Source organism: Anaerobacillus alkalilacustris, from assembly GCF_001866005.1.
GTDB classification, from domain to species: domain Bacteria; phylum Bacillota; class Bacilli; order Bacillales; family Anaerobacillaceae; genus Anaerobacillus; species Anaerobacillus alkalilacustris.
The window spans coordinates 15,816-36,804 of sequence record NZ_MLQR01000050.1 but is presented as its reverse complement, the minus strand read 5'-3'; the positions used below and the strand labels follow the sequence as shown (position 1 = coordinate 36,804).

Here is a 20,989-nt window from a genome sequence, read left to right as displayed (position 1 = left end):
AAGCCGTAGATATGCCTTTCAATTTACCGGTAGTTGGCTTAACAGAAGTTTGCACTCTAAAAATTGTGCTGAATTCAAACTACAACCACATCGCTCATCATTGTCACTACGGTAAGGTAAACAAACCATATATGAATTGTTATAAATGCTTTAGAAAAAGTCTGTTAGAAAAAGTAATAAAAGGAAATCCTTTAGAGTATAGCTATCTCGATAGGTTATTTAAAATAAAGGATGTACAAAATGTTATGAAAACCCCTTACATGGCCTTTGGAAATGTTCTAAGCTATATTACGACTAATTATAACGGAAACCACATTCAGATGAAACTATTAAAACAAAAGACGCGTGGGGATATTTTAAATTGTGATTGGATGCATAAATGGTATCCTCACGCTGAAGAATTTATTATTCCAAAATATCAAATGGACATAATCGAAAAAAATAGTAAAATATGTTGGTATGATGAGTGATAGTGATATCAAAAATATGAAAACTGTATTTTCAATATCAACACTATAAAATTAAAAAACATAAGGGTTTTCCAAAGAGAGGAAATCCTTATGTTTTTTAATTTTATCACTTTATTGAATTTCATAATTCATTGTTATCGCCAAACTATATGTAGTTGCGTTAAAACATTCGCAACTACATATAGTTTGTTATGGCTCGATTTAGGTAATTATGAAATTCACTCACTTAGTTATCTTTAGTACTATTTTTTCCTAACGGACTTTTCTTTGGCTGATATTTTAAATAAACGGTTTTACCAGTTATTGCTGATTCATAAATGGCATGAATAATTTCTAGTGATTTTTTACCTTCAACGCCGTCTACTGGCGCGCTCTTATTATTTTTTATTGCATCCACGACATCTCTTAAATAACTAATATGTCCAAACCCATAGACATTTTCTGGATTTTCTTTAATTGAAATGGCACTTTCATCATCAGGATGTTTTTCTTCAAACAACCAGGTTTTCATTTCATTAACAGAAAAACCCCCTATTTCAACACTTCCTTTTTCACCTAAGATAGATATAGAGCCCTCTAAATCTTTGGGTCGTGTTGCTGTAGTAACTTCTATTACACCTAATGCTCCAGAAGCGAATTTTAATATTGCAACTCCAGTATCCTCAACCTCAATATTTAAAAGACGAGTAGCAGTTTTTGCTATGACTTCTATAGGTTCACCAAGTAACCATTGTAATAAATCGATATGATGAGAAGCTTGGTTAGTGATACACCCACCGTCCAAATCCCATGTGCCTCTCCACTCGTCCTGATCATAATAATTTTGATCTCTTTTCCATCGAATTCTAACAGTACCAAGTACAATTTTTCCAAATCGATTATCAGTTATAGTATCTTTAAGTTTTCGAATAGCAGTATTATAGCGATTTTGCATAACAATAAATAGTTTCACATTATTTTCCTGGCATACTTTAATACAACGCTCAGCGTCCTCTAAGTTTAAAGACATTGGTTTTTCACATACAATGTGTTTTTTGTATTTTTTTACAATGTCAATAGTATGTTCAGCATGTAACCCACTTGGAGTTAGTATGCTAACTACGTTAATATCTTCATTTAAAAGCATTTTATCGTAATTTGTATAGTATGGGACTTGAAGTTGGTTACTAACTATTTTTGCTCTATTTTCTAGTATGTCACAAACAGCAACTATTTTCGTGTTTTCTAATTTAGATAAAGCCTCAATATGTTTCTTTGCAATTCTTCCACAGCCTAAAATAGCAAATTTTATCGAATTAGACATATACTTACCCCCAAATAAAATAATCCTATATATCTATTTATATGGATAAAATAAGAAAAGGGTATAATAGATGACTATTTTTATCTGTTTTATATATATTTTGTACCCTTGTACTGTATCTGAAAAATTTAATTAACATAGAATAAAAGGGAGAAGAAAATTCAGATAATTATCATTCTTCAAGTAGTGACCACGAAGCGTACCATATATTAGTGTATTTTCACATGTTTTAAAATACTGTTAAAGGTCGTGTTTGAAAAAAAATTTTTTGACTCAACAACTGCTAAAACTGTTGATATATCAGTACTTATAGAGGGAGGGCATCCTGGTTAAAGAAATAAAGTTTAAGAAAAGGATTATTATTGGTGGTTTACCTAGGGCAGGTTCAACTCTTTTAAGGTGTCTATTAGATTCTTCTAAATATATTGTTTGTGGACATGAAACATATTTTTTTTACAAAGACGCTTTCAGAATTAAAAAAACATCCAGATAAACTGTCAAAACTAATTTCCCAAAGGTATGGTCTCCGATGTATGAAGAGTATTTATTCATTTAAACATCCAAAACACTATTTATTTAAATATGAAGAACTAGTAAATAATCCTGTTGCTACATTAACTAAGCTTTTTAACTTTATTGGTGTTCCTTTTGAAGATAGTATTCTATTAAATTATGATAAACATTCTAATGCACGTGATTTTACTTCAGAGAAACTACTTCCTTATAAACCAATAGAAAAAATTCAGAATACTTGGGTTGAACGCTGGAAGGATCCAATTCATGAGGAAATAGTTGCAAGTTTTAAAAATAAGAGGAAGCGATGTATTGGTTTCGAAATTCCGGATATTCAATAGAGGAATATAATTTTAAGTTAGGAATGAAAGGGGAGAGGGTAGTCTAATGAAGAATAAAGTAAAAATATTAATTCTTATAAAAAAATTCGGGTTGAAATTTCCAAAACATAAACAAAAGTATGAAATGATAAAAGCTTTAGAAGAATTTGCTGATGTTTATTATTGGCATAATGATGGGAGTATAATAGAAATTTTAAAGAAGTTTAAATTTACACCAGATTTTATTTTGCATTATGATTTTGCTTGGAATGGACACTATGCTCCAAAAATAAGTGATTTAGATAAAATTAACATACCTAAAGGTTGTTTTGTTATCGATATTCACTGGAATAAGGAAAAGCGAAGAAATTACTTTATTACAAATAATATTGATTTAATTTTCTCTGTAACTAAGCATCCATTCTTACATGCATTTCCAGAATTTAAGGAGAAACATAGATGGATTCCTTTTTCAATAAACCCTAATGTGATAAAAGATTGGAAGTTAAAAAAAGATATTAAGTTTCTATTGATGGGTTTAGTTCATTATAATAATGTAAAGCATCCGCCAAAAGGGAGATATAGATTTAGAGATGCAGTATATGAAAAGATGAAATCGATAGAAGGTTTTAAATTTAATAAACATCCAGGACATTTAACTTCTAGTACAAAGATGGTTAATGAAAATTTTGCTAAAGAATTAAATCGCTCGGAAATTTTTTTTACTTGTGGAGGAGTATTTCAATATCCTGTTATTAAATTCTTTGAAGCATTAGGGTGTAAAACTCTACTTTTAGCTGAACCTAATCCTGATATATTGGAACTAGGGTTCAAGGATGGAGAAAATTTTGTTGCTTGTAATATATCCAACTTTTATAAGAAGGCTCTATATTACAGTGAGAATAAAATTGAAAGGGAAAGAATTATAAATAATGGATATAACTTTGTTCATACCCACCATACAAATAAAGTACGTGCTAAAAATTTTGTGCAATACATCGAAGAATTTTTAGCTGATAAAAAAAGCACATGAAAAAGTTCATGTGCTTTTTAAAGCTTTGTTAATTTCTAGACAAACCTTTATTATTTTATCTACAGATAACTCTGGCCACATAGGTAAGCTAAGAATAGATTGGCTTGTATGCTCAGCTAAAGGAAAGTCACCTTCGTTATAACCAAGGTATTGATAAGCAGGTTGAAGGTGTAGTGGAATCGGATAATGAATTCCGGTTGATATTCCTTGTTTGCTCAAATATTTAATAACCTTGTCTCTTTTATTTAACTTAATTACGTACAAATGATATACACTTTTATAATTTGGTCTAATTTTCGGTACTATTATTTCTTGTTCATTTTCTAGTATTTTAGTATATTGATGAGCCTTTTCTATTCTCATATTAGTCCATTTATCTAGATGTTTTAATTTTATTCTTAATACTGCTGCTTGAAGGGTATCAAGCCTACTATTGTATCCTTCAATTAAATGCAAATATTTTTCTTTTCTACCATGATTAGAAAGCATTTTGATTTTTCTTGCTAATTCTTTGTTGTTGGTAACAACTGCACCAGCATCTCCAAAAGCACCTAAATTTTTACCGGGGAAAAATGAAAATGTTGCTGCATCGCCGTATTCACCAGGTCCTTTACCATTTATTTTTGCCCCATGTGCTTGTGCCGCATCTTCAATAACTTTAAGATTAAACTGTTTTGCTATTTTTGTGATTTCTTCCATGTTTGCCATTTGACCATATAAATGGACTGGAATAATAGCTTTTACTACTTTATTATTGTTTGTTAAAAAAGAAAGTAACTTTTTAGGGCACATCGTATACGTATCTTCTTCAATATCAACAAACATTGGTTTTGCACCAACAGCACTGATTGCTTCACTAGTAGCAATAAAAGTATTAGGAACAGTAACAACAACATCATTCTTACCTATTCCTAATGCTTTTAAAGTAAGAATTAACGCATCTGTTCCATTTCCGCAACCAACAGCATAATTCACATTACAAAAACTCGCGAATTCTTGTTCAAATTTTGTAACCTCATCACCGTTTATAAAATTAGCATTATTAATGATTTCCTGAATTTTCTTTGAGATCTCTTGATTAATATCTTTATAGCAATCTGTTAAATTCATAAAAGGTATAGTGTTCAACTTTTATCACCTTTTTCTTTATAAATTTCTAATTGGTTTATATTTTTTATGATTTTGGCTGGGTTACCGACTACCACCTTTTCTGAAGCCACATCTTCAACAACAACAGCACCGGCACCAACTATTGAGTTTTTCCCAATCTTTACTCCTGGTAATATGGTGGAATTTGCACCTACTATAGAATTTTCTTCTACAATTGCTCCTTTTAATGTTGATTTTGTTTTTGCGGTATTAGGATATTTAGCGTTTGTAATTACTACATTCGGACCTATCCAACTATTATTTTTTAGGATTGTATATTCAGGAATAAAGGCTTGAGAGTGAATTCTTACGCTATCATTAATTGTTACATGATGTTCAATACATGTCCCTGTACCAATACTAACGTTACTCCCTATTTCTGTATTTTCACGTATGGTTACTTGGTGACCTGAGTGAAAGTTATATCCTATTTTAGTACCAGCATAGATAACTGTATGGGATCGAATGATTGAATGATCGCCTATGGCAGTTTGTAACTCTCCATCTTGTTTGCCATTTGGTGGTAATCCAATAATTACATAATCACCAATCTGAACGTTATTACCAATTTGTACATTCTGATAAATTCTATAGTTATTCATAACTACACCTTCCTTTTTTTTCATTCCCCCTCATCAACACCTCAATCACTTCTCTCCTACTAAACTCGGTCGGGGGAACCTCTCCATTTCTTAACATTTCTCTTACCTTTGTCCCAGATAAGATCAATCGGTCTTCTTTTTTGTGTGGACATGTTTTCGTTGAGGCCATGTTTTCGCATTTCTTACAATAAAAGCTGTGTTCGAAAAAGAGGGGAGTGATGCCTAGTTCATCAATTGTAAATTGATCAAAGATACGTTGGGCATCGTACGTTCCATAATAATCGCCGACTCCAGCGTGGTCGCGGCCAACGATAAAGTGCGTACAGCCATAGTTTTTACGGACAATTGCATGAAAGATGGCTTCTTTTGGTCCGGCATAGCGCATGGCTGCAGGAAAGACGGCTAAACAAACTCGATCTTTAGGGTAATAATTGTTTAAAAGCACCTCGTAGCTTTCCATGCGAACATCAGCGGGTATATCATCGGCTTTCGTTTCCCCCACAAGGGGATTTAAAAATAAGCCATCAACAATTTCTAAAGCTGTTTTTTGAATATATTCGTGAGCTCGATGTACTGGGTTACGAGTTTGAAAGCCGACAATGGTTTTCCACCCTTTTTGTTTAAAGGTGTTTCTCGTTTCTAGTGGGTCAAATGTATATTGTTGAAATTTATGAAGGATAGAGCGGTTTACTAGTGTGATTGGCCCACCTATATACACATCGCCTCGCGAGAATAGTTTTTTTACACCTGGATGGGCGAGGTCTTCTGTTTGGTAAACACGTTTTGTTTCTACAAGTTTGTTAGGTTTGTAGATTTCATTTATTTCTATCATTCCATATACTTTCCCCTTGTAAGTTAGTCTTGCTTTCTCATCAAGCGCTAGTTTTTTTGCGGTCGTTTCATCTGTCGGCAAGGTAATTGGAATGCTCCATATAAAGCCATTAGGAAGCCTCGTTTTGTCAATAACAGACTGATAATCTCTTTGCGATAGAAACCCTGTTAAAGGGCTATAAACGCCTGTGGCGATCAATTGTAAGTCAGATAAAGCTATTTCATCTAATTCAATTTCTTTGTTAATGTGAGAATAGTCATAATTTGGATTGATTCGATTAATGAGTGAACCGCCATGGGGGATACTTATCTGCATTGTCTTCACTCCTTGTCTTTCTAAAATTAATTTATTTCGAGGTGCTTATTAAGAAATGAGAGTATTGTCGTTACGGATTCGTTTACAGTAAGCTTTGAAGTGTCTATCGTTAAATCTGGATTGGTTGGTTGTTCGTAGCGCTGACTGATTCCGGTAAATTGTTTTATGTGACCGGCTCTTGCTTTTTTGTACAATCCTTTTGGGTCGCGTTTTTCACAAACTTCTAATGGGCACTTTACAAATACTTCGAAAAACTCATCATTTCCTAAAAGTTTTCTAGCTTCGTTTCGGTCCTCTGAAAAGGGTGATATCACACTAACAAGTACAACTACACCTGCATCGACAATTAGTTTAGCAACTTCAGCAATTCTTCGAATGTTTTCCCTTCTATCTTCATCTGAGAATCCAAGATTTTTATTTAATCCATGACGAACATTATCGCCATCTAAACAAAATGTTTTCACCTCACGTTTGAATAACTCGATTTCAAGGGCGTTAGCTATAGTAGACTTCCCAGATCCAGATAAGCCCGTGAACCAGATAACAAAGCTTTTGTGATTGTTTGCTTTTTGCCGATCCAGCTTGGTCACGGATTGTTTGTACCACTTAATATTTGAATTGTTTTCCACTATTGTTCACCTTTCTTTCGCTAAGTTCAGCCCCAATATAGAACTGCAATTGTCACTGTAATAATCATGCATAACAGACTTAAGGGGATGCCGACCTTTACATAATCAGTAAAACGATAGCCCCCTGGTCCGTAAACAATTAAGTTTGTTTGGTAACCAATAGGGGTAATAAAGCTACAAGAAGCTGAAATCGCTGTAATCATCGCAAATAATAACGGATCAGCTCCAAGTTCAGTAGCAAGTGAAAAACCAATTGGAAACATTAATGTAGCTGCAGCGATGTTATTAATGATTTCTGTAAGGATAGTAGTCGTTACATAATAGAGAATCGCAATCCCAAATAAGCCTACAATCGTGTGAGTTTGCGAAAAGAAAGTAGCGATTGTTGATGCGAGACCGGCTTTTTCAAAGGCTGCTCCAATCCCAATCGAAGAGCTCATTAAAACAAGCACATTCCAGTTAATTGCTTTTTTGGCATCAGATACACTAACAGACTTCGTCAGAAAAAGAATAATTACTCCGATAAGAGCAGCGTGTAATATAGAGAGTAGCTGGAAGGATGCAAATAAAATGACACCGATAAGAACACTGTTAATGATATATATTTTGTTAGGATAATTGGGTTTTTGATAATCAACTGGTGAAATGAGATAAAAGTCTTCTGATGTTGACCAAGTTTTAATGAAATCCTCACCTGTTAATAATAGAAGTGTATCTCCTGGCCTCACGATAAAGTTACCGATACTAGAAGTAATTTTTTTCTGTTTTCTTTGTACAGCTACAATTGCTGCATTGTATTTAGAGCGAAAATGACTTTCTTTAATTTTTTTATCAATAAGTGGAGAGGAGTCTGAAACAATCACTTCTATTAATAGACTATCTTTCAGCTGATCTGTTACATTGCGACCAACATCCGACAATAACTTTAACCCTTTAGTTTTCGTTAGCGACAGCATACTAGAGGCATTCCCCGAAAAAATAAGTTTGTCTCCAGTTTGTATTACTTCAAAGGTTGATGGTGGAGAAATTTTTTTGTTATGTCGGTGTATTTGAATTAAAAATAGGTAGTGTAGCTCTCTAAGCTTTGCTTTTTGAAGGGTTTTACCAATTAATAATGATTGAGCTGGTACGATACATTCAAAAATATATTGTTTATTTAGTTGGTCAACCGGGTCAGTAATAGTACGGTTCGGAAGAAGATAGTGACCGAAAAAACTAATATAAAAAATACCTGCAATGGTAATCGGGATTCCAAAATAAATAAAATCAAACATAGAAAATCCACTTAACCCTTTTTGTTTTAATAATCCGTCAATGACTAGGTTTGTACTCGTGCCAATGAGGGTGATTGTTCCACCGAGAATAGCTGCATACGATAATGGTATGAGGAACTTAGAAGGGGCAATATATTGTTTCTTCGCCCAACTGCGAATCGTTGGTGTTAGCATCGTAACGATCGGTGTATTGTTCATAAATGCTGAAATAATTGATACGGGAACCATCATTCTAATTAGTGTCGTTGAATTTTTCGTGCATTTTGATAAAAATTTATTTGAAATAATCGTTAGTACCCCACTATTATAGGCGGCTGATCCTATGATGAAAAGTAAGGCTACTGTGTGTACACCGGGGTTTGAAAATCCAATTAACCCCTCTTCAATTGATAAAATGCCAGTAACCATTAATGCCGCTAGAGTAATAAAGACGGTTACTTCCGGGGTATACCATTCTTTGATTAATAAAACAAACATGCTGATTAATAGAATACTTGTCAAGACAGCTTCGCTTATAATGACCAATTTTGTGATCACTCATTTCAACTAAGAATTACAGTTTTTTAAATTCATTACTATTTATGTATGAATGTTATTAGTAAGTGCTACAGAAATGGGCTTAATGATCGCTCTAGTCATAGATTTTTTGTGTCGATTAGTTTATAGCAGTTTCCCTTCTTTATGTTATTTGGAAACCTTTTTGAAAAATTGGTAATGTAAACTCGTATTATTTTATTTCCTTTTTATCCCAATCGAATATATTATTGTGGACATAATCTAGAGATATAGAGGTAAAGGAGATGTTGTATATATGTCAAATTTCAGAAAACGGAATAAAGGATGCTGTTCAGCTTATCCGGTTCACAAACCGGCACAGGAAAAATGCATCTGTCCTCCTGGACCGCGGGGACTTACCGGACCACAGGGACCAGCTGGAGAAACAGGAGCCACCGGACCAGAAGGACCAGAAGGACCAGCAGGAGGAGCATTAGCCTTTGCGGATTTTTATGCATTGATGCCCCCTGATCATGCAGCAACAGTGGGTGTTGGTGAAGACGTAAGCTTTCCACAAGATGGACCTACTAGTTCGACTGATATTACGCGAATTGGTGCCGGTACATTTAACTTGTCTGAAATTGGAACTTATCAGGTCTTGTTTCAGGTGAGTGTGGGCGAAGCGGGCCAACTGATTTTAACTCTCGATGGCACTGATCTAGCCTATACGGTGGTCGGGCGAGCGACCGGTACCTCTCAGATAGTAGGAATGGCTCTTGTGGAAACGGAAAGCATAAATTCAATACTCACTGTACGAAATCCTGCTGGCAATGCCACAGCGCTAACGATAACTCCTCTCGCTGGAGGAACAAGGCCTGTTTCAGCACACCTTGTTATCACACGACTAAAATAGTCTTGGAAACTAGAATGCAATACTGTATACCAAACTATGCGGTGGGCTTGTTTTAGGTGAAATTCATTACTATTTATGTATGAATGCCATAAGTAAGTATTACAGTAAAATGGTTTATTGATAGCCTAAATTAAAAGCAGACTATCGAGGAGATGGTCTGCTCATTTACTATTAGTTTCGTTAACTTGAATGACAGATAAAAGTTTTTCCAAACGCCTGTTAAAGGTGTGATCCTTAAGCGCTTTAATTCTTGCGTTATTTACGATTTCGTTTTGTGCTTTCCCATTTGAGAGATAGTAATCGACTTTTAATAAGAAATCTTTATTGTTATGAAAAGAAATAATTTCTTCTCCTTCTACAAAATGATCAGTTAAATCAGCCTTATTATCGATCAGTTGAAAAGAGCCACTACAAGCTAGCTCAAAGGTTCGATTATTAACACTTTTATTAATAATTAATTGTGAATTTTTATTTTCTTTTAGGTCATAAGGTCGATGGGTGTTAAGGACAATTTTGGATTGGTGATAATACGAAACGATCACTTCAGGTTTTAACCATGTATTTTTGATAAATAAACGGCGATTATTTTTTTGGTGAGATAATTCTTGATCCCATTTAGCTCCAACAACTAGTATTGAATAAGTTGTACGTTCTAACAGTAGGTTAATAAGTTGTACTCGGTCAGGGTACGGGAAGCCGACAAGACAAAGATCATATTTCTTTTGAGGTTCAGTAAGAGGGGGGGAGTATATTTCTGGATTAACGCCAAGAGGTAAATAGTAACAATGCTCATGCCCATTTTTGTGATAAACCTCTAACGCAGCAGTATCAATTGTAAATACATAATCAAAGTTATCGATGAAAGTTAGCGTACGATCGATATAAAAAGGGTCTTCGGTAAGCCAAATAGCAGTTGGAATCGACTGCTTGTTTAAGAAGGTGATCATTTCCTGACGCATTTTCATTCCTACCATCGTTAAGACTAAGTTAGGGCGGTAAATTTGGAGGATTGTTTGTAATTTTTCCACACCTAAAAGAGCGTTAAAAGATTTTACCTCATGATTTAGCGAAGCCAACTCCTTCATAATGGTTTGATCAAAATATTCATAAATTTTTTTAAAACCTGATGGGATATATAATATTTTCATATCGTTCACCTCTTGAAATCGTGTAAAAGAAATTATGTACTGTTAAAAGTTAAAAGAGAGGGAGAGACTCCCTCTCTTAAACTTAATGCTTGGTTGGTGGGAAAATGTCAGGACATTGTGGTGGAACGTTTAGTGGCGGGCATGCAATGTCTATTTCTTGTCGTGGATGACAAAACTCTCCGACAATTTCTAATTTAACCTTTGCCTCCATTTGCACGTTAGCGCAAAGAGTAATCGAAATATCTAGCTGTTGGAAGGTGCTATTAGCACACATAATGCTAGCATCACAATCATGCTCGGTAAAGTCACAAACGAGTTTTGTACCAGGAGGTGCACATAAGGTGAATTTTTCTACTCTTGTAAATTCAATTGGCCTAGAGATACATGACAAAGTTCCCTGTGCGTTACTAACTACTACAATCACAAACCCTTTAATTAATACTTTGACTCTCTGTAATGTGATCGTTTGCCCTGATGGTAACGTAACATTGACGTCTTGGCGGTCACCAATTTCTTCACAAATAATCGTTCCATGTTTTAACGGATCGATAGGAGTTCCTTCAGCATCGGTAAAGAAACATGAAACGACGAGGTTATTATTGGTTCCGTTTAGAAAATCACAAGGGTCTGCCAGTAATCCTGTCATCCCGTTACACTCAAATTCGAGTGCCTCCAAGCCAGAAATTCCAGTAAATTGTAACGGACCAATATCCACTTGCCTAGTCACCCAATCATAAATTTTGTCCACTCTAATGCAAAGTCTTTCTTGTGCACCACCCATTGGTCGATAGTCCATAAAGTAGTCCCCTTTCCTAAAAGATACTACATCATATTCCAATTAGACAAAATGGCATAGATGAATGGATTGATGAATGCGTGGAAAATTAGTTATTGAACTGACCCTTTGGGTACACAAAACAAGAAAAAAGGTTAAAAGTTAATGACAATTTTGTTTAATGATGCTAACCCTTCTTTTTTCTCTTGAAAATAGATAAAAGCTTCGATAATCACAGAACTTCCTTCTTCAGGCTTAATACATCGTAAATCAAAATTGGAAAAATTTAAACTTTCATTAGGTAACAGTTGATTTTTCCCAACGGGTCTCAACCAATGCTCACCCGTTTCTTTAACTTTTTCTTTCCAATTTTTATCCACATATGTCCACTCTTCGGAGAGTGTCGCGTCAATGACGAGATCGCTTTTTTTAATAAAGTTAATTTTACCTCCTAGCGTTGCGGCTTCAGTTGGTTTCGTTCGAATACAAATGAAGGGAGTCGTTAATGGATCAGGACCATTATTTTTAATGATTAAATGTCCTAAAATAAGCACTTCCTTTGTTTCCTCTGTCATATCTGGAAGAATAACAGAATAATTAAATAACGATATGACCTGATGTTCTATGTTTGAATTACTCATGGTGCGCCCTCCTTTTATAAAAAGCCTTAAAAAAATATATGCAAAAAGGGCACTATTTATATATGAAGTTTAAACGTTTATACGCTACAATTATTGTAAGCTATCATAAAATACTATCAAGAGATACGAGAAGAGGGGAAAACTTTCATTCTTTCTTTAGGAATAACATTAGGTATAGCTGCCACTTAACCTAATTATAAAATTGATGACAAATGAGTTACCCCCTCTTTTCGCTCTCTAATTATCACAGCCTGGAAAAATATCAGGGCATTGCGGTGGAAAAGGTTTTGGTGGACATGTGAACGGTATTTCTTGTCGTGGATGGCAGAAATCCGCTGTAATTTCAAGCTTAACGGTTGCTTCCGTTTGTACGTTTTGACACATGTTAATCGAAACATCAATTTGAATAAATTCATTGTTATCACAAATGATGTCGGCGTCACATTCAATTTCACTTATCTCACATTGCAGGATCGTTCCTGATGGAGCGCATAAATAAAATTTTTCTGCAACAGCAAATGGTTGAGGCACAGAAGTTATCGATTTACCACGCGCATTAGAGACACGAACTACAAAATAACCTTTTTTCAATACTTTAACCTTTTGAAGTGTCACTGTATCACCGTTAGGAAAATCGAAATTCACATTTTGGCGCCCACCAATTTGCGGAATTTCAGTACACAAAATAGAATTTGGAGCTAAAGGGGCAACAGGATTACCGTTTTCATCAGTAATAATACAATGAACAGTTAATGCGCCCCCGTTAGCTAATTCAACGCAAGGATTTAGAAAGTCTCCAGGAGTAGGAGAAGGCCCCTCAAAGTCAAGAACAGTTAATCCGTTTTCACCTGAAAAGCTTTGAACAGGTACATCAACTTGTCGCGTCACCCAATCATACACTTTAGGCACTTTAATACAAAGGGTTTCCTGTAACCTTTTCATCTGTTCGTGAAACAATGTAATCACCCTTTCATATTTTTGATGATATCTGCTTTATAGTATGTAGCGCTCTATTTAGTGTGCTAGTCTATTTTATTTTCTTCATAAAAGTTACATTTGAGGTTGGGATATATGAAGAGAAAGAAGGTCCATTGTGACCTTCTTTCTTCAATTAAAAGCTTAACTTATACTTGCTTCAGGTGTTTCAACCATTAGTTCCCAGGGAAAATCTCAGGACATTGTGGTGGGAAACTTAATGGTGGACAATCAAATGGAATTTCTGGACGTGGATGGCAGAAGTCCGCAGTGATTTCAAGCTTTACAGTTGCTTCCATTTGAACGTTTTGGCACATGTTGATTGATACATCGATTTGTCTAAATTCATTATTATTACCACAAATAATGTTGGAATCACATTCAAAGTCTGTAATTTCACATTGTAGAAATGTTCCTTCAGGAGCACATAAATAGAATTTTTCTGCAACAGCAAATGGCTTAGGTTCAGAAGTTAGAGATTTTCCTTGTGCATTCGAGACACGAACAACAAAATGCCCTTTTTTCAATACTTTCACTTTTTGAAGTGTAATAGTCTCACCATCTGGCAAATTAAAACTCACACTTTGGCGCCCACCAATTTGTGGAATTTCAGTACATAAAATTGAATGAGGAGCTAGTGGGTCAACCGGATTACCTTGATCATCAGTAATAATACATTCAACAGTTAAAGCACCTCCACCAGCTAATTCAGCACAAGGGTTAACACCTCCAGGAGTAGGACCATCAAAATTAAGGTCTAGTAAACCCTGTTCCCCTGTAAAACTTTGAACAGGAACATCAACTTGACGAGTGACCCAATCATACACTTTAGGTACTTTAATACAAAGTGTTTCCTGACGACCTTTAATAGACTTCATTTCCAAAACAATCATCCTTTCAATTTTTGATTATGGTATAGCTACCACTGTATCTTATGAACCTACGTAGGATGTGTGTGTATTTTTTTGATTTTTGGGCATGTATCTATAAGCTAAATATTTCTCACCTTAAAATAAAGCAGAAATGTAACAAATAGTTCATTAGCCCATATAGTAGTAGATATGGAATGTAAATTGAGATTTGGAGTATAAATGTAGTAGTACATTATAGGCATTTGTTGGAATTAAATAATTGTCTTAAAGGAGGAAGTAAAATGAGTTCGGAAGCTAGAAGTGAATTAAGTACTATTCAATTAAAGCAAAAGTTAATTCATTTTAAGTCTGAGTTATCTCGTTATCAAATCAATGAACGAAAATATGAAGACCTCGTTAAAAAATTAACTAGAGAGAAAAATGAGCTATATCAAACGATAGAAGAACAAAATGAAAAGCTAAATAAGATAAACGAGGAAAATCGTGAATTAAACCAAGAAAAGGTCGTATTTCATAAGCATTTTGAAAAAGTAGCAAAGGAAAATACAAGCTTGCATCATAACCTGGAAGAAATAGAAACTGAAAAAATTTCACTAGAGTCGAAACTTCAAAATCAAGTTGAAGAAAGTGAACAAAGAGAGTCAAAGCTTAAGCAAGAAATAGATCAGTTGTTATTGAATAAAGATCAAATCCAAGATGAATTGGAGAGGCAAGTACAAAAGTTAAATTTATTAAGTTCGCAAGAGGAAGAAAAATCAAATGAATTAAAAGGCGTAAAGGTTCAAAATAAAGGATTGATACAGGAATTAGATCATACAAAAGAAAAAAACAAACAATTGGAAGTGGAGTTAACTGAAGCAATTAATAGATCGAAAAAGATTGAAATGGAATTAGGAGCAGTAAAAGAAAATGTAGACCAAGACCAATTACATCTTATTAAAGAGGTTGAAAATTTAAGAAATGAAAAAAATGAACTTATAAAGAAATTGGATGAAAAGTTATTACAAACGAAAGATCTTGAAAAAAGTTTACTGAGTCACAATGAGCGAATAAAAGCATTGGCTTTGGACAAAGAAAGAAGTAATAAAGAATTACAAACTATTCAAGAAAAATTAACAAGTTATTCTAAAGATAATAATCAGTTGAAGGAAGAAATCAAGCATTACAAAGATAAATATAATAAAGAGCGTGGCGATTTATTCCAGGAAGTAGCAAAATATAAAAAAATCAATCAAGACTTACAATTAAGTCTTGATGAGAGGGAAGTAGCTATAAATAAATTGATATCTGATCATAAAAACCTAGCTAAAGAGAAAGAAAACTTGGTCGAAGAATTAGAGAATTTACAATCAGAAAAACGACAGTTTGAACAGCAATTAGAAACGTATGAAATCGCCAATCAAGAGCTGGAGCAAGAGATTAGTAAGTTTGTAGAAAAAATTGATGAAGACCAATTTGTGATAATGAAGGAATTAGAGGAAGTGAAAAAAGAAAACATCAAGTTAGAGAAAGATCTTAAACAGGAGAAAGGAAATGGCACTCAATTAGAAGAAAAATACAATAAAGTTTTGGTAGAAACGAAACAACTACAAGAGCAAATCCAAAAACATCTCTCTATTATTGACAAATTGAACAAGACGGAGAGTCAATATAATAAAGAAAAACAAGAATTAACTAACTTATTTAATAAGAAAATTGAGGAGAATTCAGAATTACAGAAAAAACTTAAGTATTTAGAGGAAGAAGTATCATCTAAAGCTACACAAGTAGAAAATGAGTCAAAACAAATGCATGAAAAGCTTCAAAAGCAAATTGATACTTTACAGAAAGAAAAAGTTGAAGTAAAAGGAAGTTACGCAGCTATTCAAAACAAAAATAAAGAACTAGAAAAAGAAATTTATACAATAAATGAGGAATTAAAAAAGGTTCAAAAAAGTTTGGATGAAAAATTAAAAGAAAATAATAATTTTGAAATGTTATTTACAAAGCAACAAAATAAATTACAGTTGTTAGAAGAAGAAATAGAAAACTCAAATCATAAAAAAGAAGAGTTATCTAGTGAGAGAAAAGAATTAATGAAACGGATTAAAGAACTGGATCATTATTATGTAGTTAATGAAAGGAAGAATACTAAAAATGAAACAATCATCAACCAAAAAAATGAAGAATTGAAAGAATTAAAAGAAACTTTAAGTGAAATGAAACAAACGATAAAAAACATGAAAAAAGAAAATTATGAGGTAAATATCTTATTAGAAAAAAATAATTTAGAAAATCAGCATTTGAAAGATCATAAAAAGGAGTATTTACAAGATAAAGAGATCCTATTAACTTTATTAAGAAGTTTCCAAAAAGAGGAGAAAGAGATTAAGAAAATACCAGAATTAAATCAAGTGAAAGTAGATACTCAAAAGCAAAAAGCAGATGTTACTACAGAAAGTTCTTGGTTTTATAGGAATTTAAAAGAGCAAACGAAAGGGAAATCACCTGAAAAATTAAATCAGCCAAATATAAAGTTTAATCCAACGAGTGAATCATTCTTCTCATTGACTAAACAATTTCCTGAAATGATAAATAAAGCGAGTGAAGCGTCAAAAGAAAAGGAAGAATAAACCATGCAGAGAGCCGATACTTTCATTATGAAGAAAGAAGTTTACTTGGAAATGATTAATTGTTGTAGACAGAAATTGCCACTTGAAGGTTGTGGTTTAATTTCAGGTAGAGAAGGGATTGGGGAAACCCTATGGTGTCTTCCTGACTCTTCTATTAGTCAGTCGATGTTTTACATTTCTCGTGATACACTTTTTTCAGTAGTAAAACAAATTGAAAAAAGAAATGAAAAATTAACTGGAGTCTTTCATTCACATCCGACAACTTCGGCTTATCCTTCATCATATGATATCAGAAATAATCCTTACTCACATTTAGCGTATTTAATTGTATCATTCAAAAAGAGTGAACCTGATGTAGGGATCTTTAAAATTATCAATCAAAAGCATGTGTCTCCGTTAAAAATAAAAGTAGTCTAAGGTTGTTTGTGGAATCACTCTTCGTTTGTATGCATAAACTAAAGTAGCAAAACTAAAAAGTTTGGGAGTGAGAGATGTGACAACCCCTAATAGAAAAATTCATTATGGTTCAACGAATATGAATTCAAGAACACCTACCTATATTGCTAGGAAAACACCAGCAACCAAAATAACTAAAGTAATACCTTCTACACCTAGAACGGCATATTCCCAACCTAGATCTGGTTGTAATTGTGGAAATAAAATTCCTAAACGATAAAAGTAAATAATTAAAAAACGTAACAAATATCCCTATCTAGATGAAGATAGGGATATTTGTTTTTGTCAATAAAAGTATATATAAAATCAGGAGAAAAACAAGCGAAAGTCTTAAGTGCTTGACCTATACAATGAACATTTATTTGCATTTAATATAGTATCAAATCGAAAGGAGTGAAAATGAAAAATGAAAAATAAATGTAAGGTCATTTCTTGTAAGCATCAAGTTAAAGGTGCAAAAACATTATCTGAGTGTCCAGCAGAATTTCGTCCTGTTGTTGGTGTTGATGGTCCATTAGTAGCAAAAATCCCGGTGGTTTTAGCAGAGCCAGAAGTTCAAATCAATGTTGAAGCTTTAATTCCACTACCAGAACGAGCACTAGAAATAAAACGAATTTTAAAAGATTTAACGATTACTCAATGTAAGCTAGTTCCTTCAGGTCGTTTTGTAGGTAATGACCGAATTTACAAGTTGTTTCTTGAGGGGTGTGTGAGAAAAAATATTGAATATGCAACAGTAGAAAGTCATCCACGTAATAAGTACCGTATCTCAGGTGATATTAAACACACAACTGTAAATGTTCCATTTGAATGTGTTGTTGAAATTCCGTTAGACCCAGATATTTTAGTATTTAGAGAACCACGCTTTTTCTCAGAAAGAATTGATTTTATTAGTAAAAGTGGATTAAGTAGAGATCCAAGTGAAGTTGTTTTACGAAACAGAGCTGATTTTCAAGAGAAACCATTCTGTGAAATCGTTGATGCTGAAGTTGTTGAACTAGATATCCAAGAAGATGGCGGATACTGGGTACAAGGAGAAAAAACATTTAGAAAATTAAGAGAAAAAATGGTTATTCATGTAGCGTTTAAAATCTTACAAACTCAACAAGTGAATATTCCAGGAAATAACAACGGGTAAATTGAGTATAAAAGGTTAAGAGGTCATTAGATTATAAATCTAAGACCTCTTAATTTTGTTACACAATTAGTTGTTTATACGTAATTCAGGAGTGACCTTTAAAATCTACCTACTAATACGTGCATTTTAATGAAATCGCATCTTAAGATACAAAATCATAAGAAATTGCTTAGCTTCAATGAACTGTATTCGATTTTGGGTGAAAACAGAAAGACCAGTTTATAAGGTGGAGGGGGGAGAACGGAGTTTCTATTCTCTTTAAATGGTGTATCGACTGGTTTACGGTGAGAATTACGTTGTCTTTTTAGTACTTTTACAATATGGTGTTCAATCTGTCTTCCAAGACGTACCCCTTCATTATTATCAGCTGGCAAGTGAATTCTAGCATATAAACGAAAAATAGCGTCTTCTTGCGCATTTCTTTTAGTCTTTAAACTTCTCCTGTGAAAAAGTAACTCAATACAACTTTAGCGCAATCTGACATCGTTGCGTAACATGAAGGGTACCCAGGAAAATGAGGAGATGGAATGACTGTTATTAGGTTTGGGTCAAGTTGACCGGGCCGTGCAATATCCGTAAGATGCCATGTAATGATCATTGTATCATGAATTTGAAAATAATAGCAATCCAAAAAGAGATCAAAGAATATATCTTAGTTCCCTTTACTGGAAATATTGTTAATTTAAAGTGATTAGATCTAAAAGATTGAACATACTTAATAGTAATGCATCAGTTTGTTAAATTAAACTTTAGATAACTTAATCTTCCTTTTTTAATCCCTTTTCAATAATTTTCTTTAATATAAACGTAGGTTTATCCTTTTCGCCCCTTTTCTTAACCCTACACTTATCTTTATCTTTATCCTTATCCTTATCCTTTTTCTTTCTTTTCTCTTTCTCTTTTTCCTTTTCTTTCACTTTTACTTTAACTTTGTGTTTATGTTTATGCTTTATTTTGTGTTTTTCCTTTTTCTTGTCTTTATCTTTGTGTTTATTTTTTCCCATCGAAACTTGTTGGTTTTGAAGTACTTTTAACGTAATCAGCACAACCATTTTTTCTTTAAGTGTACGGAAAGTTCTATCAGCCCCTTTTTTGAAGCAATGATCGTCTAAAATAATATCTAGTTCAATGACTGAAGTATTTATTAATTCGCAAAACGGTTTTTCATTTAGAAATTCGGAGTTGATGTTACCAAATTCTCGTTGGTCGCGACTTAATTTAGTACATGGATCTAAAAACTCTAGCTCGGCTACTGGGTTAGGATCTTGAAAATGAAAAGAAGGTGAAACACCTTTCTCAATTGTTATCTCAGTTATACAACTAAAAGGGACTTTTACAGTTGTATGGCGAATATTACCATGAATTTTATGCCTGTTACCCAAATCTGCTGTAGCATATTCAATATTTTTTCGGACAAACCCGGCTAAAAAGAGTTTAAAAACTGGCTTTTTGTTGCGGTAATAGGATGGCACTATTTCACATTGTGTTAGCTCTACATTTTTTCGGATACGTTTAACTTCGATTGCTGGCTCTTGAAGCTTTACAAAAGATTCAAGATTAATTTCGACTTGAGGCTCTGCAAGTACAACTGGTACCTTTACCGTTAATCCTCGGTGTTTCTCTTTTTGATTTAAGTCACTATTCAAACAACAGCCATCTGTTACACTAACGGAATCTATATTTGTTTGCTTTTTACAATATTTATGACCAAACTTCTTTTGGTCAGGTACTATGCGATGAATGGTTTTTGGAGCAAAATTAGTTAAATCTCTTCCGTCCCATGGGTGTTGCATATCCATATAATAACCTCCTGATTAAACACTTTTTGATTTAATATCTTAACAGTTTCAATATATGATGGATTCACCCATGTGTGTTTGTTTACTTTAAATTATAATAAGATGTATAATCCTAAAAAATCAGAAATTTTTATAGGATAAAGGAAAGTTAGCTATGTTGGCCCTACAACATTTGAACTTGATAATCTAGCTATGAAATATGTAAGGGGGATTAGTCTATTCCAATTAGGGAAAGTCATGACTATTTGTAAACTTTTCTCCAATAATAAAAGCTAAGTAAAGACGATGGAATGATCGGACGTCTAAACTTAGCTTTCATTTGTTTATTAAATTGATACTATCACAATATTTTACCTATTTGTCTTCTTCATCGTCCTCCTCATCCTCTTCATCCTCTTCATCCTCTTCCTCAGCTTCAATCTTAAATTCAACTTCTGAACCGTCAGCGAAGACGACTTCTACATCAGCTTCGATAAATGAATCGTCACCTAATGCAGCTACAACTTTTTCGGAGATTCTTTCTGCATCCATGTCAGAAGAGATTGACAATTTATCCATAAAGTCTGAAGGGAAGACTTTTCCGTCGTTGTTTACTTCTTCATCACCTGCATCTGTTTTTTTGTAGAGTTTTAGCTCTTCTTCCTCAAAGTGTAATTCATATTTTTCCCCATTTTCAAACTCAAGTTCAACCGTTAATTCTTGAATGTCTTTGCTCATTTTTTGTC

At 33.6% G+C, this 20,989-nt stretch carries 22 protein-coding genes; 8 read left to right on the top strand and 14 right to left on the bottom strand.

The annotated features are described in order from the left end of the window. The first annotated feature begins 11 nt into the window (after nt 1–11). Entirely contained in the window at nt 12–470 is a 459-nt protein-coding gene (locus BKP37_RS17775; protein WP_071310969.1) for a DUF6395 domain-containing protein, read from the top strand. 226 nt (nt 471–696) lie between these two features. Here BKP37_RS17775 and BKP37_RS17770 read toward each other — a convergent pair whose 3' ends face one another. Beyond that, complete coding sequence (locus BKP37_RS17770) at nt 697–1,773, bottom strand: Gfo/Idh/MocA family protein (RefSeq protein ID WP_071310968.1); 1,077 nt, start codon at nt 1,771–1,773, stop codon at nt 697–699. A 322-nt stretch (nt 1,774–2,095) separates the two neighbouring features. Here BKP37_RS17770 and BKP37_RS21100 point away from each other — a divergent pair, with 322 nt between their 5' ends. Genes BKP37_RS21100 through BKP37_RS17760 form a run of 3 tightly spaced genes read left to right on the top strand, consistent with a single transcriptional unit; the run spans nt 2,096 to nt 3,639 of the window. After that, entirely contained in the window at nt 2,096–2,266 is a 171-nt protein-coding gene (locus BKP37_RS21100) for a sulfotransferase (RefSeq protein WP_139193183.1), read from the top strand. A 40-nt stretch (nt 2,267–2,306) separates the two neighbouring features. Continuing rightward, nucleotides 2,307–2,627 (top strand): sulfotransferase domain-containing protein, encoded by a 321-nt coding sequence (locus BKP37_RS17765; protein ID WP_169823183.1) that lies wholly within the window; start codon nt 2,307–2,309, stop codon nt 2,625–2,627. Nucleotides 2,628–2,673: 46 nt separating this feature from the next. Continuing rightward, entirely contained in the window at nt 2,674–3,639 is a 966-nt protein-coding gene (locus tag BKP37_RS17760; RefSeq protein WP_071310966.1) for a glycosyltransferase, read from the top strand. A 6-nt stretch (nt 3,640–3,645) separates the two neighbouring features. Here BKP37_RS17760 and BKP37_RS17755 read toward each other — a convergent pair whose 3' ends face one another. The 5 genes from BKP37_RS17755 to BKP37_RS17735 are packed head-to-tail and all read right to left on the bottom strand — an operon-like array spanning nt 3,646 to nt 8,965. After that, on the bottom strand, nt 3,646–4,767 hold the full coding sequence (locus BKP37_RS17755) for a DegT/DnrJ/EryC1/StrS family aminotransferase (protein WP_245712563.1): 1,122 nt from the start codon (nt 4,765–4,767) through the stop codon (nt 3,646–3,648). After that, on the bottom strand, nt 4,764–5,390 hold the full coding sequence (locus BKP37_RS17750; protein ID WP_071311195.1) for an acyltransferase: 627 nt from the start codon (nt 5,388–5,390) through the stop codon (nt 4,764–4,766). Before BKP37_RS17750 ends, BKP37_RS17755 begins: the two co-directional genes overlap by 4 nt. Further along, nucleotides 5,383–6,537 carry a sulfate adenylyltransferase gene (gene sat / locus BKP37_RS17745; protein ID WP_071310965.1) on the bottom strand — a complete coding sequence of 385 codons (1,155 nt, stop codon included), beginning with the start codon at nt 6,535–6,537 and terminating at the stop codon, nt 5,383–5,385. Before sat ends, BKP37_RS17750 begins: the two co-directional genes overlap by 8 nt. Before the next feature lie 26 nt (nt 6,538–6,563). After that, nucleotides 6,564–7,166, bottom strand: coding sequence for an adenylyl-sulfate kinase (cysC, locus tag BKP37_RS17740; RefSeq protein ID WP_071310964.1), 603 nt, complete (start codon nt 7,164–7,166; stop codon nt 6,564–6,566). A gap of 26 nt (nt 7,167–7,192) precedes the next feature. After that, the gene (locus BKP37_RS17735; RefSeq protein ID WP_084034861.1) at nt 7,193–8,965 is read right to left on the bottom strand and encodes an SLC13 family permease; all 1,773 of its coding nucleotides are present in this window, start codon (nt 8,963–8,965) and stop codon (nt 7,193–7,195) included. Nucleotides 8,966–9,251: 286 nt separating this feature from the next. Between BKP37_RS17735 and BKP37_RS17730 the strand changes: the two genes are divergently transcribed. Continuing rightward, entirely contained in the window at nt 9,252–9,848 is a 597-nt protein-coding gene (locus BKP37_RS17730) for a collagen-like protein (RefSeq protein ID WP_245712562.1), read from the top strand. A gap of 161 nt (nt 9,849–10,009) precedes the next feature. Here BKP37_RS17730 and BKP37_RS17725 read toward each other — a convergent pair whose 3' ends face one another. The 5 genes from BKP37_RS17725 to BKP37_RS17705 form a co-directional block, all read right to left on the bottom strand. Next, the gene (locus BKP37_RS17725) at nt 10,010–10,996 is read right to left on the bottom strand and encodes a CgeB family protein (RefSeq protein WP_071310963.1); all 987 of its coding nucleotides are present in this window, start codon (nt 10,994–10,996) and stop codon (nt 10,010–10,012) included. A gap of 82 nt (nt 10,997–11,078) precedes the next feature. Continuing rightward, complete coding sequence (locus tag BKP37_RS17720) at nt 11,079–11,792, bottom strand: BMQ_0737 family morphogenetic spore coat protein (protein WP_245712561.1); 714 nt, start codon at nt 11,790–11,792, stop codon at nt 11,079–11,081. A 134-nt stretch (nt 11,793–11,926) separates the two neighbouring features. Next, nucleotides 11,927–12,412 carry a hypothetical protein gene (locus BKP37_RS17715; protein WP_071310962.1) on the bottom strand — a complete coding sequence of 162 codons (486 nt, stop codon included), beginning with the start codon at nt 12,410–12,412 and terminating at the stop codon, nt 11,927–11,929. Nucleotides 12,413–12,649: 237 nt separating this feature from the next. Beyond that, on the bottom strand, nt 12,650–13,369 hold the full coding sequence (locus BKP37_RS17710; protein WP_245712560.1) for a BMQ_0737 family morphogenetic spore coat protein: 720 nt from the start codon (nt 13,367–13,369) through the stop codon (nt 12,650–12,652). 194 nt (nt 13,370–13,563) lie between these two features. Continuing rightward, a complete protein-coding gene (locus tag BKP37_RS17705) occupies nt 13,564–14,265 on the bottom strand; it encodes a BMQ_0737 family morphogenetic spore coat protein (protein ID WP_071311190.1) in 702 nt (233 codons plus the stop codon). Nucleotides 14,266–14,540: 275 nt separating this feature from the next. Here BKP37_RS17705 and BKP37_RS17700 point away from each other — a divergent pair, with 275 nt between their 5' ends. Both BKP37_RS17700 and BKP37_RS17695 read left to right on the top strand, forming a co-directional pair. Next, nucleotides 14,541–16,871 carry a hypothetical protein gene (locus BKP37_RS17700; RefSeq protein WP_071310961.1) on the top strand — a complete coding sequence of 777 codons (2,331 nt, stop codon included), beginning with the start codon at nt 14,541–14,543 and terminating at the stop codon, nt 16,869–16,871. A 3-nt stretch (nt 16,872–16,874) separates the two neighbouring features. Then, entirely contained in the window at nt 16,875–17,288 is a 414-nt protein-coding gene (locus BKP37_RS17695) for a M67 family metallopeptidase (RefSeq protein WP_071310960.1), read from the top strand. Nucleotides 17,289–17,426: 138 nt separating this feature from the next. Here BKP37_RS17695 and BKP37_RS20240 read toward each other — a convergent pair whose 3' ends face one another. After that, nucleotides 17,427–17,573, bottom strand: a complete 147-nt coding sequence (locus BKP37_RS20240; protein ID WP_169823182.1) for a hypothetical protein — start codon at nt 17,571–17,573, stop codon at nt 17,427–17,429. A 160-nt stretch (nt 17,574–17,733) separates the two neighbouring features. Here BKP37_RS20240 and BKP37_RS17690 point away from each other — a divergent pair, with 160 nt between their 5' ends. Next, nucleotides 17,734–18,465 carry a CsxC family protein gene (locus BKP37_RS17690; RefSeq protein ID WP_071310959.1) on the top strand — a complete coding sequence of 244 codons (732 nt, stop codon included), beginning with the start codon at nt 17,734–17,736 and terminating at the stop codon, nt 18,463–18,465. A gap of 758 nt (nt 18,466–19,223) precedes the next feature. Here the strand turns inward: BKP37_RS17690 and BKP37_RS17685 are convergent. Together BKP37_RS17685 and BKP37_RS20325 are read right to left on the bottom strand one after the other, a co-directional pair. Then, nucleotides 19,224–20,264, bottom strand: coding sequence for a CsxC family protein (locus tag BKP37_RS17685; RefSeq protein WP_071310958.1), 1,041 nt, complete (start codon nt 20,262–20,264; stop codon nt 19,224–19,226). A gap of 354 nt (nt 20,265–20,618) precedes the next feature. Continuing rightward, complete coding sequence (locus BKP37_RS20325; protein WP_071310957.1) at nt 20,619–20,981, bottom strand: hypothetical protein; 363 nt, start codon at nt 20,979–20,981, stop codon at nt 20,619–20,621. Nucleotides 20,982–20,989: the final 8 nt, after the last annotated feature.

What these genes read in the sequence shown, in the direction of transcription:
- BKP37_RS17775 (WP_071310969.1), top strand. Translation starts at nt 12, where the DNA reads ATGCCTTTCAATTTACCGGTAGTTGGCTTAACAGAAGTTTGCACTCTA.
- BKP37_RS17770 (WP_071310968.1), bottom strand. Translation starts at nt 1,773, where the DNA reads ATGTCTAATTCGATAAAATTTGCTATTTTAGGCTGTGGAAGAATTGCA.
- BKP37_RS17765 (WP_169823183.1), top strand. Translation starts at nt 2,307, where the DNA reads ATGAAGAGTATTTATTCATTTAAACATCCAAAACACTATTTATTTAAA.
- BKP37_RS17760 (WP_071310966.1), top strand. Translation starts at nt 2,674, where the DNA reads ATGAAGAATAAAGTAAAAATATTAATTCTTATAAAAAAATTCGGGTTG.
- BKP37_RS17750 (WP_071311195.1), bottom strand. Translation starts at nt 5,390, where the DNA reads ATGAATAACTATAGAATTTATCAGAATGTACAAATTGGTAATAACGTT.
- sat (WP_071310965.1), bottom strand. Translation starts at nt 6,537, where the DNA reads ATGCAGATAAGTATCCCCCATGGCGGTTCACTCATTAATCGAATCAAT.
- BKP37_RS17730 (WP_245712562.1), top strand. Translation starts at nt 9,252, where the DNA reads ATGTCAAATTTCAGAAAACGGAATAAAGGATGCTGTTCAGCTTATCCG.
- BKP37_RS17725 (WP_071310963.1), bottom strand. Translation starts at nt 10,996, where the DNA reads ATGAAAATATTATATATCCCATCAGGTTTTAAAAAAATTTATGAATAT.
- BKP37_RS17720 (WP_245712561.1), bottom strand. Translation starts at nt 11,792, where the DNA reads ATGGACTATCGACCAATGGGTGGTGCACAAGAAAGACTTTGCATTAGA.
- BKP37_RS17715 (WP_071310962.1), bottom strand. Translation starts at nt 12,412, where the DNA reads ATGAGTAATTCAAACATAGAACATCAGGTCATATCGTTATTTAATTAT.
- BKP37_RS17705 (WP_071311190.1), bottom strand. Translation starts at nt 14,265, where the DNA reads ATGAAGTCTATTAAAGGTCGTCAGGAAACACTTTGTATTAAAGTACCT.
- BKP37_RS17700 (WP_071310961.1), top strand. Translation starts at nt 14,541, where the DNA reads ATGAGTTCGGAAGCTAGAAGTGAATTAAGTACTATTCAATTAAAGCAA.
- BKP37_RS17695 (WP_071310960.1), top strand. Translation starts at nt 16,875, where the DNA reads ATGCAGAGAGCCGATACTTTCATTATGAAGAAAGAAGTTTACTTGGAA.
- BKP37_RS17690 (WP_071310959.1), top strand. Translation starts at nt 17,734, where the DNA reads ATGAAAAATAAATGTAAGGTCATTTCTTGTAAGCATCAAGTTAAAGGT.
- BKP37_RS17685 (WP_071310958.1), bottom strand. Translation starts at nt 20,264, where the DNA reads ATGGATATGCAACACCCATGGGACGGAAGAGATTTAACTAATTTTGCT.
- BKP37_RS20325 (WP_071310957.1), bottom strand. Translation starts at nt 20,981, where the DNA reads ATGAGCAAAGACATTCAAGAATTAACGGTTGAACTTGAGTTTGAAAAT.